Raw genomic sequence first — 16126 nt, forward strand, 5'->3', positions numbered from 1 at the left:
TCGTACCAAAGCGGTACCAACCTGGGCGGAAGTTCGACTCGTGCGTGGCGTTGCTTCGCTTCTGGCCATGGAAGTCCACCGTCGGATTGCCCTTGTCGTCCGGCGGAGACCTGTCGTCCGGGTCCTCGTCCTTCGGCTGGAAGGACTTCAGGCTCGCCCACGCCTCGATGAGCGTCCCGTCCACGCTGAAGTGCTCGCTGCTACAGCGGGAGGCCCTTGCGATTGGGATTGCCAATCCATCGAGCGATCCTCCGCATAAACTCCCACACATCCCCTAAAGATGGTTTCATGTAATCAGCACTAGCAGGATCGCTACCCATCTGACCAAACACCTCCCCCAGCCACAAATGCTTAGATTTGTTGACCTTGAGGTGCGGAAGCCAGCTTTCAAGCTCTCCGCCGGGAACTACAAAAACCCCATATTCCGCCAGCTTTTCGATAAAATCACGACAAGCGGCAGCATCATCTTTCCCGAGCGTGCCTATGCCACCCTGGATTTTCCAATTAGGATTGGCAGCATCCAGAGCGTCCTTCAGTTTGCCTCGAACATCTCCAAGCGACTGGCGCATGAGGCTTGGCACTCCGGCAGCTTCGAGAATGTTTGAGAATACTTTTCCGCCCTCCTTTACGACGTCCATGTCAACAATTGCCGCCGCCGGAATACCAAGCCGCCTTAGTGGCCGAAGGATGGTGTGGACTGTCTGCTTGTTCTGGGCAAAGAGAAATGACACACCCCGAGCCCCCTCATCCTTGGCGCCAATGAGCCTGTGGTTGACTTCATCATAAAATGCGCGATCCGCCTCTGACTCCGTCACAACGGCGCCAACATGAAAAAGGGCCCCAAGTACATTTGTGGTCCTCAACAGAGGAATCCTCATCAGGGTCGATAAATCATCTGCCGGCATATGTCGTGCCGTTGCCAAGCTATTTGAGTATGTGAGTCGAACAATCTGAGTTCCCGCTCCAGCCTCAATGCACCCCATTAGGAAATCCGCACTATGGGTTGCTGCTATTACGTTTGCATTCCGCTCCTTGGCGACAACGGAGATCTCGAACGCAAGCCGACGAGCCAAGGCCGGATGAAGAAATGCTTCCGGCTCGTCTATTATAATGATGCGGGACTTTCCGCTGAGCAATGCGGACAGGATGCCAGTATACGCCTTGACTCCGTCACTCAGGTCCTGAATATCTGTCGCCTGTGCATGAAATGTTCTTGCACGGACACTAAGAGACTGCTCCTCCTCGTCGTCGTCAGGCGGTCGCGGAGACATGCGTACTCGAAATTTCGAAAGACTGGTCGGATCAATTACGGCATAAAGGCCGAATGCCTCGCTTGTGAGCTTGCGCAACCGTTTTCGCGCAGCATCATCAATAAAAAGGGCGTGCAACAGGCTCGTAGGACGACCAACCAGATCGCCTGATTGCGTTGCAGAAACCAGCCTTAGCCGAGTCTCGCCATCCAGCACGATCATTGCTGTTTGGCCCAGCAGATTCAGCAACTCATCCTGCGATGGGTTGACTGGAATTTTGAACTGGACTCCCAATATGTGCACCCAGGTGCTGTATCCTTGGGTGGGCATAAGAAGATTGCCTTCTTCTTCAGTTGCGCCAAACCCAATCAAGGCCTGACGCAGATTGCCTCTCGATTCGGGCCCTTCAATTGATACGTCGGCGAGAATCTTCTGATGCCCCCGGACTTGGGGTGGATTCTTAATGAGGCTGGCGATTTCTCGAAGGAGGAGACTCTTCCCAGAGTTGTTCGGGCCGATGAATACAGTCATTGCACCCGGATTGAGTTCCAGCGGTGGCGAAGAAGGCGATGCGCCGAAGTTCAGCTTGATTGTCTTGATCATCGCTTGTAGGAGTCGTTGGAGGATTGGATGCAGGAGTGGCGGAAGAAGCGCTTGCAAATTACCCGATCAGGCTTCCGCTTTGAAGCGTGGTCGGAGATCCCCGAGTGCTGAAATAGGGCGATACACTGAACCGCGTTCGAGAACGCTGCCGTTAACGTGACAGAACGCCAATCTGAGTTAAGGTCGAGACCGCGAGGCATAAGCACATACATGAGATATGGGCTTGTAACAGGGAGCGCGCGTCCGTCGGCGGTCGCCCTGGCCGGTCCGCACGTTTCGGCGTCCGTGGCGGCAGCGGCTCGATGAGGCTCCATTGTTCGTTGGTCAGGCCCACTCGGCAGCTTCGACCATATGCATCGCCGGGTGTCGCGTACTGCCGGGCGGCCGAGCGGACCTCAGCTGGTCCCTTCGCGTAATTTCGAGACCAGCTCAAGATTCGAGCCAAGCCCGTTGTCAGGGCTTCGCGCGTGTCTGAGGCTGTCTCGGTGCTTTTCGACGCGTCTTCGGCGGACTCACTGCCTCCCCGAGTGCCTGCATGGCATTCCTGAACTCAGTTCTTGAGAATGCCATCTGCCATTCGACTTTCACATCGTGTAGGATTTTATCCTCGCGGTCTTTCTGCGCCCTGAAAGGGTCGCCCACGAGAGTGGGAGTTGGAGCGCGATCACGGTAACGGGCAACAGCAAGCGAAATGATGAATTCGCGTCCGAGGTGAATCGCGACTACGCGGTCTAGATCGTCAATAACGCCATCGAAGAGCGCTATCAGCGTTTTCCAATCGGCCTCTTGCACATGGTGCCGGCTGGATAGCACCTCACTGGATGAGTGAAAGACCTCGTCCGTTACGGCAAGCCCTTGGTCATGTGCAATGGCGTGTCGGATGCTGTGCCACTTATCCAAATCGCCTAGCGTGCTGGCAGCGAGATTTAACTTGATTCCAAAGCTATTCTCTAGGACAGCAAGACGCTTGCTGTAGGGGCCCTTGAGAACAGCCTTTGGGCCACTGACTTTGTTTTTGAGCGCAGTGAGAAGGCTTTGTACGTGCCCCGGTGTTCCCCTGAGACTGGGCCACGCGCCTTGAGTCCACCCAACCACTGCTCTGGGAGGATCCTTTAGCCCACAAAGCACGTAGAATCCGCTGAGCGCGTTCTCGAATGCAGAGCAGAGATACAGCACAGTGGTAGCCCTCAATATTCCTCTGTTGCCTTCGAGCAATATGTCGAAGTCAGCTAGACTCACCGTTGCAACTCCCTGCTCACCCTTGATGCTCGTAGGCCATATTTCAGAAACGCGGCGGGCCACCCCCCCAGTATTCGACTCTATCGCCTTCAATAGGGATTCGCAGCGAGTGTATGAATAATTTGTAGCCCAATAGAGTTGATTGATCCGCGTTGTTTCGTCGCGGAAGACTCGAAATGGTTGAAGCCGAAGGGGGTGTGTGCTCACGACGATCATTCTGATGCTGGTTAACGATAGATGGCTAGGTTTTTCAGAGGCGTGCAGGCAGTGCTAGTACCAAGGTGGACGCCCGCCTCCGCCGAGCGAGCACACTGGGGGGCGCACCTGCTATGGGGCCGGAGCGCTGGCGCGTATGCGCCCTCGGCCCTGCGCGAGCGTGACCAGCCAGGGGTGGCCGTGTGAAGGCCTCTGGCAGTTGCTCAGCGCTTGGCTTGGAGGACTGCCCCGTTCGGTCGAAGCCTGGATACTGGCCCCGCCTGGATGGGGCCGCGTGACGTGGGGCCGGGGCTTTGGCGGTGCGAGCTGATCCCGCGTCGCGTGCTGCCGGACCTGGGGCGTTGTCCGGCCACCCTCAAAGCCCCGGCCCCACGTGGGGGTAGTCTGACACCGCCACGCGTTCAGCATCTGTTAGGCTGACCCTGGAGGTCACCCCGCATTGTCGCAACTGTCCAGGCTGGTTCTGGTGCTCGCTCCTCTCTTGGCTGCAATGGTAACAGCGGAGCCGAATCCTGAGCGCGTACGCAAGGAGCGCCGCGTCACCCTCTCCAAGGCTCCGGCCGAGATTCGAGTGGCGCCGGGAACGATCACCACGCTGGCCTTCGACGCGACCCTCGACCGTGATTCCGTGGAGCTGGATCGAACACTCTTCGCCCTGGTGGATGTGGGCGAGCGGACCATTAACGTGGAGCCCCTCGCGCTGCTGAAGGGTGATGTCGTGCTGCGAGTTCGCTTCGCCGATGCATCTCAGCCCGAGGCAAAGTTCAACCTCACCACGCATCCCTCTGAAGTGGACAGCCAGGTACGAGTGTTCCGCGATGCGCGATCTCCCGAGGCGATGCAGGCGCAGATGGCGGAGCTGGAAGCGCGCGGTGCAGCCTGTGAAGCGGAGCTGGCCGCGCAGCGTGAGCGCATCAGGTCCAGCGGCCCAGCAGGGATGGTTCTCGCGAATCAACTTGGGACCAAAGGTGTCCGCGTTGATCGGCTCAAGCCGAGGTCCAGTGCTGGAGCAGGGGGCCTGCGCGCAGGGTTTGTCCGTCGCTTCATCTCGGAAGAGTGGGTGGTGCTCGATGTGGAAGTGGAGAGCACCTACGACCAACCATGGAGCGCGGACAAGGCATGGCTTGAGAGCGAATCCACCGGGGCGCGTGTGGAAGCACGTACTGTAGCCACGGCGCCAGAGGCATTGCCACCCGCCGGAAGAGGCCGCGTGGTGGTCGAGTTCAACGGACATCCCGGGCGCGAAGGAGAGGTCTTTCGGTTGATCGTGCATGCGGTGGATGAGCACCGAGCGCTCTCGGTTACGGGCGTGGTAATCAAGAATGGCGCGCAGGAGAAAGGCCAATGACTACGGCGGAGCCGCCTACCTTCCTCAAGCCCGGAGTCCGTCTCGACGCCTACCGCATCCGCAAGTGGGTTGGCGGTGGTGCTTACGGCGACGTGTATCGAGGCATGAAGGACGGCAGGCCTTACGCGCTGAAGCTCACCAAGCATCGGCAGTCCAGCGACGATCCCGCGAAGACGTACCTGCGCCAGTTACGTGAACTGGTGTGCCTCGTTCAACTGGACCACCCCAACATTGCGAAAGTCCATGGTTGGACGCGCACCGCCGATGGGCGCGGATATTTGGCGCTCGACTTCGTGGAGGGATGGACGCTGGCGGAATGGCTTCAGGAGATGCACCCCACGTTCCGGCAGGTGGCGCGCCTCTTCGCGAAGTTGGCCGATGCGCTGGAACACCTGCACAGCCGGGGCGTGCGACACCGGGACATCTCGCTCTCCAACGTCATGGTGCGGAAATCCGATGGTGAACCGGTCATCGTCGATTTGGGGGCGGGCGAATACTCCGGCGCGCTGGAGCTGACGGACGCCCCCCTCCCTCCGGGAACGAACCGCTATCGGTCGCCGGAAGCAGCGCTCTTCTTCAAAGAGCACCGGAATGAGCCGAGCGCTCGGTACGACTTCCCAGCGGAAGACGATTTCTACTCGCTCGCGGTGTGCCTCTACGACGCACTGACCGACGCGGAGCCCGCGAAGAACGCCGACGAGAGGAAGGTCCCGCGCATCAACGTGAACAGTCCCACGATGGCGCCATCGCCAGCGCGTACGGTCAATGCCCGCGTGCCCGAGGCGTTGAGCGTGCTGGTGGAGCGTCTGTTGGACCGCAACCTGGAGAAGCGGTGCCCCGCGCTCGCATCCATGCGCAGCAGCCTGGAAGAACTCGCCGCTCAGGAATGCGCGGAGTGGCACGCGGAAATCTTCGCTCCTTCTGGGGAGGGGGCCGCAGCTCCGGATGCAGTGAACCCCGCCCGCCCAAATGCACGGCGGCGCGTGCTTGCGTGGGCTGTGGCGGTGACAGTCGCTGTTCTCGTGGCAGCCGGTGTCGCCGTGTCGATGCGCGAGCATTCATCACCGGCAGGTCCGCCAGCTCAGGCCGTGTCGGAGTCTCCCAGCAGCCCACGCGCGAGTGCCCCGGAAGCGCCACCTTCCTCGCCCGTGCTGCCAAGCCTTGAAGTACCGTCTACCTCAGTGGCTCCCGTTCCGAAGGAAAGACCCTCTGTGAGTGCCTCCAAGAATCCGCTCCCGAGTCCGCCCGCTGCGAAGAATTCGAAGAAGGCCGCGCCCGTATTCAGCCCGGGGTTCTTGAAGCAATGCGCGGCGGCGGGGGCTTTGGCCGCCGCGACGATGGGCTGCCCCGCATCTCAGGTGATGCCGGAGCGGGAGAGCTGCCCTGCGGCGACGGTCGAAGCGATGAAGATTTTGGAGTTAGAAGACGGTCTGGTGATCCGAATCAACGTGGACGTGAAGCAACCCGATGGCAAGAACTGCAAGCGGGATGAAGATGGTTTCTGCGTGGCTGTGGTGGGCGACGGAGAAATTGTGAGCGAAACGCGGGAGCGGCTTGGACGAATGCCCAAGGGCACTCGTCTCTCCGGTCGATTGTGGACTGGGGGGAGCGACGTTGTCGGTCGCTACACTTGGGCGAGGCCACCGGGAGAGGATGGGTTCCCGGTCTGCATCGCGCTCGGCGACAACGGCGGCGTGGAGAAGCGACCGGGCTCCAAACCCGGTGCGGCCATGGTGGGGACTGTGGAGTCAGCGCGGCCCATCTTCGGCAAGTGGCCGTGAGTGTGGAGTGTAAAAGTCCTTTGCAGGAATGGGCCTGTTTTGAGGCCCATTCGCTTTCGCTACGGTGTTGCATTAACTCGGAGGCGCCACCCATAGCGTCGTTCCAATCCTGCCCTTCTGGTGGGTAGCTTCCTTCTGCATCCGCGCGGCGATCTCGCCCGCGCTAGAAGGAGATTCCGTCATGCCGTACTCTGGTGAGCCCTGGTTCCCGCAGGGCACGGTCCTCTTTTCTCGAAGCAGCGCCACCTATGAGCTTCTCGAAGACTTGGCGCCCGGTCATCACGGCGAGCGTGTGTTGCTGGCCCTCCGCCGCATGAAGGGCGAAGCACGGGGGAAGTTCATCCTCAAGGTTGTTCCTCTGCCCGCCGTCACCACAGCGCTGAAACTGGCGCGCAAGCGACTTGAGGAGGAGGTGGCGCTGGCTACGTATCTCCGGCATCCGAACATCGCCCGCGTGTACGGGATGCACAAAGCCAAGGGCGCCCTGTACGTCATCACGGAATCCGTGGCCGGCTGTTCGCTCAATACTTTGGTCGAAGTGGCCCTCACGCGAGGAAAACACTTCCCCGAGTCCTTCATGCTGTACGTCGGCGCTCAGATTGCCGGGGCCCTTGCACACGCGCACACGTGTCGAAGTGAGAAGGACGAGCCGCTGGATATCGTGCACCGTGCGATTGACCCGACGCGTGTCCGAGTGACGCTCACCGGCCACGCGAAGCTGACCGACTTTGGGCTCGCGTCCGCGCATTTACCGGGACGGAAGAGTGTCCGCCTTCCTCGCGCCAGAGGAGAGGTCTACTGGGCATCACCGGAGGCGTTGCTCGGCCAGTCCGAAGATGCGCGCTCCGACCTATTCGTGCTGGGTATAGTGCTGTTGGAGTTCGCCACTGGAAAGCACCTGCTCAGCGCGCCCAACATGCTCACGGATGAGCTGTGGGCGCTGATTCCGCAGGGAGCGCGCGACCGACTGAACGGCGCCATCACGCGGGCTCAGGACGAATGGAACGGCGTGGACCCGGAGGACACCATTCTTCGTGCGGCCACCTTCATGCCCGAGGACGTGGAACAGGTGACCGAGAAGCTCTCCGAACCGACGCGCGCCATCTTCCGCAAGTTGCTTAGGCGAAATCCGGCGGAGCGGTACACGTCCGCACTCGCGCTCCAAGAGGACCTGACGAAGGTTCTCCAAGCGCGCGGAAGTTACGACGGTACGAAGGCGGCTCAGGAGATTCGGCGGGCGTTACAGCGAGCTGGGGAGGCTCTTGCCGCGGATGAAGACGGCGCGGAGAGCGCGTTCTCCCAGGACGACATCACTACTGAGCCGGCTCCTGCGTAGACGCCAAGGAAGGCGCGAAGGGAGACGCGGCCATTCCTAGAGAAGACCTCCGCTACGAGTTCGCATTCCGTGTCCGGAGAGTCAGGTTCGACCGAGCTGACGCGGACCTGCGCAGCTGTGCCGCCGACTTGTGCCACTGTCACGCCACGGGGCGCTGCCACGTCGTTGTCGGCGCGAACTGACAACGCGCTGCCGTGCACGCCGGCACTGACACCCGCGCTCTTCATGGCTGCGCGGCGCTCCGCGATGGTGCGGACAGCGGAGACCTGGACCAGCGTGGCCGTACCGTCCGCCTTCGTCGGCAGCTACTTGCGCTCGATCCAGCGATACAGCGAGCGCACCGGCACATCGGCAGCCTTTGCCGCGTCAGGCACGGGCAGCCACTCAGGTACGGAGGGAGCCGCTGAAGCTTCATCGTTCGAGCTCATGGTGTCCTCCCTGGGACATGGGGCCGGGGCTTTGGTGGTGCCCGGCGAGGCCGAGTCCCTGGGCGGAGCTGGCAAGCTGCCTCAGCCTCCTCCGGGCTCCGAGTGCCACCGCCCTTGCCAACAAGCCGAACATGGGTAAATGACACTGTGCCGGTGGAAGCCCTGTGGCACGGCGCTGATGCCACGCCTCTCCCGGGAAGGCTTGAACCACCTCCCGGGCCCGTCGCCGCGCTCTGGTGCCCTCTAGCCCCGTCAAGGCATGCGCTTCATGGAGCACGATCGCCCCCTCCGATGGCTCGCCACGGGGCGGCCTCACCTCGGAGATCGTACGGATTTCACCGACCCCGCACAGCAGACGGGCAACCAGGGTCGGCAGCGGGCGAGCGAGGCTCTGGGCGGGGAGGGCGGCTCGATTCCGGTACCAAACCAGGACCAAATCGAGCGGACGCACGCGGACGTGAGCGGATACAAAAAACCCCCGGTTCTCGAGGGAGAACCGGGGGTTACCTGTGGCCAGGGTCGGACTTGAACCGACTACCTGCGGATTATGAGACCGCCGCTCTAACCAGGTGAGCTACCTGGCCGCAAAGTGACGCCCGTATAGCGGGACAGAGACGCCGCCGCAAGGGCTTCGAAGGGGGGTAACCCCAGATGGCGGCGGTCATCTTCCGCCCTCCGCAACGTGGACGAAGCCTCCCAGGCCGCCCGACAAGCCAGCAGGGGCCTTAGCGGCGCATCCCCAGGACCACTCCGGTCAGCGGACTAGGCTACAATTCATGCTATCCGTGTAAAGCGCGCCTTGCGACAAGAGGTGCTGACCCGGAGAAGATCCTGACGCCGCGCTGGAGCCTCATGGGGCTGCTGCTGGGGATGGGTTGTGCGAGCTCGCGGGGGGCGGACGTGGACGAGGACCGCTGACTCTCAAGGATCCGTCATCCCCGGGGAAGTTCATCCGCTCCGGGCACGGGAACCTCCTCGCCACGCATGCGTCCTCGGAACACCGCGGCCCGCATCAGGAAGATGGTGGTGATCGGCACGGTGAGCGCAATGAACACCGCGATGAGCAGCGTATGAAGGTAGAGCTGGCCGCGTTCGAAGGAGATCTGCACCGCCGCCGCGAGCGTGAAGCTCCAGGTCCCCAGCGTCGCGCCCAGGGTGGGCGCGTGGACGCGCTGAAAGAAGCTCTTCAGGCGCAGCAGCCCGAACGAGCCGAGCAGCGCCGCCAGAGCGCCCACCACCACGAGCCCCGCGGTCAACGCGTCCACCCAGAGATGCACCCACCCGCTCATTCGATGATCTCCCCGCGTAGGAGGAACTTGGACATCGCGGTGGAGCCCACGAACCCGAAGAGGGCAATCAAGAGCGCCGCCTCGAAGTAGGAGCTGCTGCGGTAGTTGAGCCCCAGCGCGAGGATGACCAGCATGACGTTCAAGTACAGGCAGTCGAACGCCAATACGCGGTCCTCCGCCCTGGGCCCGAGAATCATCCGTGCCAGCGCCAGCATCATCCCGAGTGCAAGACAGCCAAGGGCGAAGGCCAGCGCCCAGGAGAGCAGAGGGCTCATTCGAAGATCTCCTTGAGTGGGCGCTCGTAGCGCTGCTTGATGAGAGCTATCAGCTCCGCCTCGCTCTGGATGGCGAGCACATGCAGCAGGAGGACGCGATGGTCCGCCGACAGCTGCGCCCAGGCGGTGCCCGGCGTCAGCGTGACGATCATCGCCAGCACGGCCAACCCGTTCGGATCCCGCAGCTCGAGCGGAATGAGGACGAACCCGGAGCGAATGTCGCTCGAGCGCTGGGTGAGGATGGCCCACGCCACCTGGGCGTTCGACCGCAGCATCTCGAGCACCACCCGGCAGAACAGGCGTGCCATGACGAAAGGCTTGCGCATCCGCACGGGGGCAGGCCTGAGACGGGCGGTCACCGCGGGCCAGAACAGCGCCAGGGCAGCGCCCAGCACCAGCGTTCCCGCGCTCACCGACTGCATGAGCAATATCCAGAGCAGGAGCAGCGCCACCGAGAGCACGGGGGAAGGAATGAGCCTCCTCATTGCCTGGCCTCCCGCGCCGTGGCTGGCGGCCGCACCTCTGCTCCGAGGACCGCATGGATGTATTCGCTCCGGTCATAGAGAGACTTCGCCGTCGCGCGAGCGAGCTCCATCGTGGGCCCTGCCGCGAGCGTCAGGACTCCGCACGCGGCGAGGAGCGCGACCAGGGGAAGCCCTTCCGGTGTCCGGACCCGGGGGCGCGCGCGCTGCATCTCCGACCAGAAGGTCCGGATTCCCGTCCGCGTGAGCGCGATGAGGGTGAGCAGGCCGCAGCCCAGCAGCACGCCGGTGAACAGCCATGCCCGGGGGGGGACTGGCACGCTCGCTCCACCCGACCCGAGCGCCGCCGACAGCATGCCCAGCTTGCCGATGAAGGTTGGCAGGGGAGGCATGCCCGAGGTGAGCAGCGTACACGCGATGAAGGCCATGCCCATCAGGGCGGTGGAGGCGGGGAAGGGCAGGGCGACGAGCGGCGCCTCCTCGTCGTCGAGGTTGACCTCCTGCGCTTCGAGCGTCGCGCTGAGGAAGGGCGCCTCGTCCACGACAGTCGTACCCGCGCGCCAACGCTCGACGAGGTCCACGAGCAGGAAGAATGCGCTGGAGGCCAGCGTGGAGCCCACCAGGTAGAACACCGCGGCGCCGAGGGCGGCTTCCTCGCCCAGCCCCAGCGCGGCCAGGAGCGTCCCGGCGGAGACCATCACCCCCGCCGCCGCCTGGACCGCGAGCCGCTGCGAGGCGAGCATCCCCAGGGCCGCGAGCACCGCGGAGACCCCTCCGAACACGAACAGTCCGTCCGCGCCGAACCCCGCCAGCGGCCCCCCGGCGAACATCAGCGTCCACAGGCGAATCAGCGCGTAGACACCGACCTTCGTGAGCACCGCGAACATCGCCGCCACGGGCGGGGTCGCCGACGCATAGGCGGGGACGAGCCAGAAGTTGAGCGGCCAGGCCGCCGCCTTGGCCAGGAACGCCACCGCGAGGATGGCGGCTCCCGCGTCGATGAGATGCCGGTTGGCCACCTGCCCCTCCGACAGGCGCGCGGAGAGTTCCGCCATGTTGAGCGTCCCCGTGACGCCGTAGATGACCGACACGCCGATGAGGAAGAGTGACGAGGCGGCGAGGTTCACCGCCACGTAGTGCACGCCCGCGCGGACCCGCGGCTTTCCGGAGCCATGCAGCAACAGGCCGTACGAAGCGGCGAGCAGGATCTCGAAGAAGACGAAGAGATTGAAGACATCCGCCGTCAGGAACGCGCCCGAGAGCCCCATGAGCTGCAGCTGGAAGAGCGGGTGGAAGTGAATGCCCGCACGGTGCCAGCGCGCGGAGGCGAAGCAGAGCGCGCAGGCGCCCAGGAGCCAGGTCAGCACCAGCATTCCCGCCGAGAGGCGGTCCACCGCGAGCGTGATGCCGAACGGCGCGGGCCAGTTGCCGGGCAGATAGGCCACGGTGCCGTACGCGTCCACCCATGCGAAGAGCGCCGCCGAGACGGCGAGCCCCAGGAGCGCGGAGCTCATCCCCAGCACGAGCTTGGCGGTGCGCTTCCCCTCACCCATGAGGAGCATCACCGCGGCGCTCAGCATGGGCAGGAGGATGGGGGCCACCATCACGTGAGGCATCAGGCCCTGGATGAGCGCTCTCATTCTTCGGTGCCGTCCACGTGATCGGTCCCGGTCATCCCGCGCGAGGCCATGATGATGACCAGGAGCAGCGCCGTCATCGCGAAGCTGATGACGATGGCGGTCAGCACGAGCGCCTGGGGGACCGGGTCGGTGTAGTGGGCGAGGTCCGGCGGGACGCCGTCCGCGAGGATGGGCTCCTTGTCGATGGCCAGGCCGCCGATGCTGAAGATGAAGAGGTTGACCGCGTAGGCGAGGAGAGACAGGCCAACGACCAGCTGGAACGTGCGGGGCCGCAGCAGGAGCCAGACGCCCGAGCCGGTGAGGATGCCGATGGCAAGCGCAAGCACCACCTCCATCAGTCTTCTCCCGAGGCCCGGTGAGCGCGGATCGACTGGTGCGCGAGCGCCACGAGGATGAGCAACGTGGAGCCCAGCACCAGGCAGAACACGCCCAGGTCGAAGAACACCGCGCTTCCGATGTGGAGCTCGCCGAGCACCGGCACGCTCAGATGGAAGGTGTGCGAGGTGAGGAGCGGATACCCGGCCACGAACGCCCCCGAGGCTGTGCCGAGCACCAACAGGAGCCCGCCGCCCATCAGCGCGCGCGGCGCGAGGCGCAGCCGCTGCTCGACCCACTCCGTCCCGGAGATGAGGTACTGGAGCAGCAAGCCCACCGACATCACCAGCCCCGCCACGAACCCACCGCCCGGCGCGTTGTGCCCGCGCAGGAAGAAGAACGTCGCCACGACTCCCGAGACGGGCAGGAGCAGGCGGACCAGCACCGCGGGCACCATCAGGTAGCCCACCGCCGTGTCGCGCGCCAGGCGTGGGTTCACGAGGTCTGTTTGCAGGTCCTGCGACAGCGCCCGCTGCTGTGGAGGGAGCGCCATCACCTCGGGCGCCGGCCGGAAGCGCCGCAGGAGCGCGTAGACCGTGAGCGCGACGAGCGAGAGCACCACCCCCTCTCCGAAGGTGTCGAACCCGCGGAAGTCCACCAGCATTACGTTCACCACGTTCCGCCCGCCTCCGCCGCTCAGGGAGTTCTCGAGGAAGAAGGAGGTGCGCTCGGGGAGCTCGCGCGTCATCACCGCGTAGGCGAGGATGGCCATCCCGCCGCCCGCGCCCACGGCGACGATGAAGTCGCGGGCCCGCCGGCCCCTGGCGCGCCGCAGGGTGTGCGCGTCGTACACGCCGCGAGCCGGCTCCCTCGCCGGGAGCCACCTGAGCCCGAGCAGGATGAGCAGCGTCGTCACCACCTCGACGGTGAGCTGGGTGAGCGCCAGGTCCGGAGCGGAGAACCAGATGAACGTGACGCAGCTCACCGCGCCCGCGGTCCCCGAGAGCATGAGCGCGGCGAGCCGGTGGAACTTCGCCTGCCAGGCTGCGCCCACCGCCGCGGCGCCTCCGGTCACCCACAGCGCGATGAACACCGGCGAGAGCGGCACCAGCGGACGATCTCCCTTGCCGATGCCACCCCACAGCGCCGCGACGCCTACCAGCAGCGTGACCAGCACCATCGCCAGCAGCTGCCGCTGGAGCCCCGCGGTGAGCAGCCAGCGGCGCAGCCACCGGCTCGCCGCGGTGAGCCACGCCAGCAGTGACGTGAAGAGCCTCGCGCCATCCCACCGCTCCACGAAGCGGCCTCCGAGGCCCACCCGTCCAGCCTCCAGCCAGCGGCTCCCCCTGTACAACATCGCGCCCCCGCCGAGCGCCAGCGCACTCATGAGGAGCGGGGGCGTGAACCCATGCCAGAGCTCGAGGCTGTAGGGCGGAGGCTGTCCGCCGACGACCGGCCAGGACGCGGCCTCGAGGATGGGCCCGATGGACATTGCTGGCGCGATGCCCACCACCAGGCACGCGAGGACCAGCACCTCGACGGGGACGCGCATCCACCTGGGGGGCTCCTCCGGGACACGCGGGGTGTTCAGCGCGCTGGCGGGCCCGAAGAACACCTTCACCGAGAACCGGAGCGAGTAGGCGACGCTCCCCATGCCCGCCAGGGTCGCCGCGATGGGCAGGCCCCACTCCACGACGGGGTGGGCGTCGATGAAGACGGTCTCCGCGAAGAACATCTCCTTCGACAGGAAGCCATTGAGCAGGGGGACTCCCGCCATCGCCGCCGTGGCGACGAGCGCGAGCGTGCCGGTGATGGGCATCAGGCGGAAGAGCCCCGACAGCCGCCGGAGGTCCCGCGTCCCCGTCTCGTGGTCGATGATGCCCACCGCCATGAACAGCGACGCCTTGAAGGCCGCGTGGTTCATGATGTGAAACACCGCCGCGACCGCCGCGAGCGGGCTGTTGAGCCCCAGCAGCAGCACCACCAGTCCGAGGTGGGAGATGGTGGAGTAGGCGAGCAGCCCCTTCAGGTCGCGCTGGAACAGGGCCGCCCACGCGCCGAGCAGCAGCGTGACGAGCCCCGCCGAGCCGGTGAGCCAGAACCAGGTCTCCGTCCCCGACAGCGCCGGCCACAGCCGCGCCAGCAGGAACACGCCCAGCTTCACCATGGTCGCCGAGTGCAGATACGCCGACACCGGCGTCGGGGCCGCCATCGCGTTCGGGAGCCAGAAGTGGAAGGGGAACTGGGCGCTCTTGGTGAACACGCCAAGCAGGATGAGGCAGAGCGCCACCGGGTAGAGCGGGTGGCCCTTGATGACCTGTGCGCTCCCGAGGACGGTGTCCAGCTCGTAGCTGCCGGCCGCCTTGCCGAGCACCAGCAGCCCCGCGAGGAGGCACAGGCCGCCCATGCCGGTGACGGTGAGCGCCATCCGGGCCCCGCGCTGCGCGTCCTTCCGATGGTTCCAGTAGCCGATGAGCAGGAACGAGAAGACGGAGGTCAGCTCCCAGAAGAAGGCCAGCTGCAGCAGGTTTCCCGAGAGGACCACGCCCAGCATCGCCCCCATGAAGGCCAGGAGGAAGGCGAAGAACCTCGGCACCGGGTCCTGCGGCGAGAGGTAGTACCGCGCATACAGCATCACCAGCGCGCCGATGCCCAGGACGAGCACGCAGAATGTCCAGGAGAGGCCGTCGAGCCGCAGCACGAGGTCGAGTCCGAGCGAGGGTATCCACTCGAAGCGCTCGACACGCAGGCCTCCGCCCTGGACGCTCGGGAAGTGGAGCGCCACGCCCACCAGGCCCACCAGCGCGGTGAGGCCCGCGAGCCCCGCCGCGCGGTTCCGGGCGCTCGTGGGCAGCAGTGCCGCGATGACACTGGAGACCCAGGGAATGGCCAGGAGGGCAATGAGCGGCATCAGGACTTGCGGACCCCATGGCGCCTGGGAGGAACCACCAGGACGTCGCACGTCACATCCCGGAGGACGTCCCCGGCGACAGTCCCGAGGAGCGCGTGCGCGATTCCAGCACGGCCATGCGTTCCGAGCAGCAGGAGGTCCGCCCGGCTCTTCGCGACGACGTCCGGGATGACCGTCCTGGGCGAGCCGTACCGGACGTGGGACTTCCAGGTGAGACTGTCGTCCGGCGAGATCTTCATTTCCACCAACGCGGTGGAAATCATCCGCGCGAGCCCGTGAAGGGCCTTCTGGCGGTAGTACTTGCGGTACTCCTGGCCCTGCTCCGGCGAGAGGCTCGGATAGATCAGCCCGTGATACGGGGCATCGTAGGCATGGACCAGCCCGACTTGCGGGCGGGGCGGCGGGAGCACCCGGAGGGACAGGGCAAGCACACCACGGGCGGCCTCATCCATGTCCAGGGCGAGCAGGGGGCGGCGATAGGTCCCGTGAGGCTGGCGGCGAACGGCCAGGACAGGCAGCTGCCCCCTTCGGATGACGCGCTCCGCGGTCGACCCCAGGACGAGCTCGCGGAGCGTCCGGCCGTGGCCGCGACCCATCACGATGAGCTCGGCCTCGTGTGAATGCGCTTGCTTTGCAATCTCGGTCGCGGCGACGCCCACCACGACCTGCGGCACGGCCTTGGCACGCTCCGGGAGCCTGGGCGCCAGGCTCTTCGCCGCGAGCTCGAGGGCCTTCCTCGCATCGTGCTCCGCCTGGAGCCTGTCTTCTCGCGGGAGGCCCCTCGGCACCACGTGAAGGAGGGTGAGCCGGGCGTTCCTGGCGAGGGGGAGCAACGCCGCGCGCGCCAGGACCCGTCCCATCGCCGCTGAGAGGTCCACGGGGACGAGCAGCGAATGAAAGGCGTGGCGCCTGTCCTGCCCAGCCTCGTGCGAGGCACGGTGCTCCTGGGTCATGCCGGGAATTGAGCCAGCCTGCTCGTTCCCATGTCACGCCATACGGGGCAGGCGGCGGTC

General features: G+C 64.9%; 13 protein-coding genes, 1 tRNA gene and 1 pseudogene. 3 read left to right on the top strand and 12 right to left on the bottom strand.

The window, feature by feature from the left end:
- Positions 1 to 22: 22 nt before the first annotated feature.
- The 3 genes and pseudogenes from G4D86_RS43830 to G4D86_RS43840 form a co-directional block, all read right to left on the bottom strand.
- Positions 23 to 202, bottom strand: a pseudogene (locus G4D86_RS43830) (IS5/IS1182 family transposase); the annotation flags it as partial.
- Positions 201 to 1853 (bottom strand): AAA family ATPase, encoded by a 1653-nt coding sequence (locus G4D86_RS54180; RefSeq protein WP_164000870.1) that lies wholly within the window; start codon positions 1851 to 1853, stop codon positions 201 to 203. The gene G4D86_RS54180 and the pseudogene G4D86_RS43830, both read right to left, overlap by 2 nt.
- Positions 1854 to 2306: 453 nt before the next feature.
- On the bottom strand, positions 2307 to 3155 hold the full coding sequence (locus G4D86_RS43840; protein ID WP_164000872.1) for a hypothetical protein: 849 nt from the start codon (positions 3153 to 3155) through the stop codon (positions 2307 to 2309).
- A 592-nt stretch (positions 3156 to 3747) separates the two neighbouring features.
- Here G4D86_RS43840 and G4D86_RS43845 point away from each other — a divergent pair.
- The 3 genes from G4D86_RS43845 to G4D86_RS43855 all read left to right on the top strand — a co-directional run bounded on the left by G4D86_RS43845 (position 3748) and on the right by G4D86_RS43855 (position 7773).
- Positions 3748 to 4656 (top strand): DUF2381 family protein, encoded by a 909-nt coding sequence (locus G4D86_RS43845; RefSeq protein ID WP_164000874.1) that lies wholly within the window; start codon positions 3748 to 3750, stop codon positions 4654 to 4656.
- Complete coding sequence (locus tag G4D86_RS43850) at positions 4653 to 6437, top strand: serine/threonine protein kinase (protein WP_164000876.1); 1785 nt, start codon at positions 4653 to 4655, stop codon at positions 6435 to 6437. Before G4D86_RS43845 ends, G4D86_RS43850 begins: the two co-directional genes overlap by 4 nt.
- 181 nt (positions 6438 to 6618) lie before the next feature.
- The gene (locus G4D86_RS43855) at positions 6619 to 7773 is read left to right on the top strand and encodes a serine/threonine protein kinase (protein WP_164000878.1); all 1155 of its coding nucleotides are present in this window, start codon (positions 6619 to 6621) and stop codon (positions 7771 to 7773) included.
- A 305-nt stretch (positions 7774 to 8078) separates the two neighbouring features.
- On the opposite strand, the gene G4D86_RS54040 is transcribed toward G4D86_RS43855, so the two are convergent.
- The 9 genes from G4D86_RS54040 to G4D86_RS43895 all read right to left on the bottom strand — a co-directional run bounded on the left by G4D86_RS54040 (position 8079) and on the right by G4D86_RS43895 (position 16066).
- A complete protein-coding gene (locus G4D86_RS54040) occupies positions 8079 to 8201 on the bottom strand; it encodes a hypothetical protein (RefSeq protein WP_275899224.1) in 123 nt (40 codons plus the stop codon).
- 510 nt (positions 8202 to 8711) lie between these two features.
- Positions 8712 to 8785, bottom strand: a tRNA-Ile gene (locus tag G4D86_RS43860).
- A 348-nt stretch (positions 8786 to 9133) separates the two neighbouring features.
- Entirely contained in the window at positions 9134 to 9490 is a 357-nt protein-coding gene (gene mnhG / locus G4D86_RS43865; RefSeq protein WP_164000880.1) for a monovalent cation/H(+) antiporter subunit G, read from the bottom strand.
- Positions 9487 to 9765, bottom strand: coding sequence for a K+/H+ antiporter subunit F (locus tag G4D86_RS43870; protein ID WP_164000882.1), 279 nt, complete (start codon positions 9763 to 9765; stop codon positions 9487 to 9489). The genes mnhG and G4D86_RS43870 overlap by 4 nt, the downstream gene beginning before the upstream one ends.
- On the bottom strand, positions 9762 to 10250 hold the full coding sequence (locus G4D86_RS43875) for a Na+/H+ antiporter subunit E (protein ID WP_164000884.1): 489 nt from the start codon (positions 10248 to 10250) through the stop codon (positions 9762 to 9764). The genes G4D86_RS43870 and G4D86_RS43875 overlap by 4 nt, the downstream gene beginning before the upstream one ends.
- Positions 10247 to 11887, bottom strand: coding sequence for a monovalent cation/H+ antiporter subunit D (locus G4D86_RS43880; protein ID WP_164000887.1), 1641 nt, complete (start codon positions 11885 to 11887; stop codon positions 10247 to 10249). Before G4D86_RS43880 ends, G4D86_RS43875 begins: the two co-directional genes overlap by 4 nt.
- On the bottom strand, positions 11884 to 12222 hold the full coding sequence (locus tag G4D86_RS43885; RefSeq protein ID WP_164000889.1) for a Na+/H+ antiporter subunit C: 339 nt from the start codon (positions 12220 to 12222) through the stop codon (positions 11884 to 11886). Before G4D86_RS43885 ends, G4D86_RS43880 begins: the two co-directional genes overlap by 4 nt.
- Positions 12222 to 15113, bottom strand: a complete 2892-nt coding sequence (locus G4D86_RS43890) for a monovalent cation/H+ antiporter subunit A (RefSeq protein ID WP_164000891.1) — start codon at positions 15111 to 15113, stop codon at positions 12222 to 12224. Before G4D86_RS43890 ends, G4D86_RS43885 begins: the two co-directional genes overlap by 1 nt.
- Complete coding sequence (locus tag G4D86_RS43895) at positions 15113 to 16066, bottom strand: universal stress protein (RefSeq protein ID WP_420821887.1); 954 nt, start codon at positions 16064 to 16066, stop codon at positions 15113 to 15115. The genes G4D86_RS43890 and G4D86_RS43895 overlap by 1 nt, the downstream gene beginning before the upstream one ends.
- Between the last annotated feature and the right edge of the window lie 60 nt (positions 16067 to 16126).

The organism is Pyxidicoccus caerfyrddinensis (assembly GCF_010894405.1).
Lineage (GTDB): Bacteria > Myxococcota > Myxococcia > Myxococcales > Myxococcaceae > Myxococcus > Myxococcus caerfyrddinensis.

Excerpts from the sequence above, each read along its gene's own strand:
- G4D86_RS43880 (WP_164000887.1), bottom strand. The coding sequence starts at position 11,887 with ATGAGAGCGCTCATCCAGGGCCTGATGCCTCACGTGATGGTGGCCCCC.
- G4D86_RS43890 (WP_164000891.1), bottom strand. The coding sequence starts at position 15,113 with ATGCCGCTCATTGCCCTCCTGGCCATTCCCTGGGTCTCCAGTGTCATC.
- G4D86_RS43875 (WP_164000884.1), bottom strand. The coding sequence starts at position 10,250 with ATGAGGAGGCTCATTCCTTCCCCCGTGCTCTCGGTGGCGCTGCTCCTG.
- G4D86_RS54040 (WP_275899224.1), bottom strand. The coding sequence starts at position 8,201 with ATGAGCTCGAACGATGAAGCTTCAGCGGCTCCCTCCGTACCTGAGTGG.
- G4D86_RS54180 (WP_164000870.1), bottom strand. The coding sequence starts at position 1,853 with ATGATCAAGACAATCAAGCTGAACTTCGGCGCATCGCCTTCTTCGCCA.
- G4D86_RS43895 (WP_420821887.1), bottom strand. The coding sequence starts at position 16,066 with ATGACCCAGGAGCACCGTGCCTCGCACGAGGCTGGGCAGGACAGGCGC.
- G4D86_RS43855 (WP_164000878.1), top strand. The coding sequence starts at position 6,619 with ATGCCGTACTCTGGTGAGCCCTGGTTCCCGCAGGGCACGGTCCTCTTT.
- mnhG (WP_164000880.1), bottom strand. The coding sequence starts at position 9,490 with ATGAGCGGGTGGGTGCATCTCTGGGTGGACGCGTTGACCGCGGGGCTC.
- G4D86_RS43850 (WP_164000876.1), top strand. The coding sequence starts at position 4,653 with ATGACTACGGCGGAGCCGCCTACCTTCCTCAAGCCCGGAGTCCGTCTC.
- G4D86_RS43885 (WP_164000889.1), bottom strand. The coding sequence starts at position 12,222 with ATGGAGGTGGTGCTTGCGCTTGCCATCGGCATCCTCACCGGCTCGGGC.
- G4D86_RS43870 (WP_164000882.1), bottom strand. The coding sequence starts at position 9,765 with ATGAGCCCTCTGCTCTCCTGGGCGCTGGCCTTCGCCCTTGGCTGTCTT.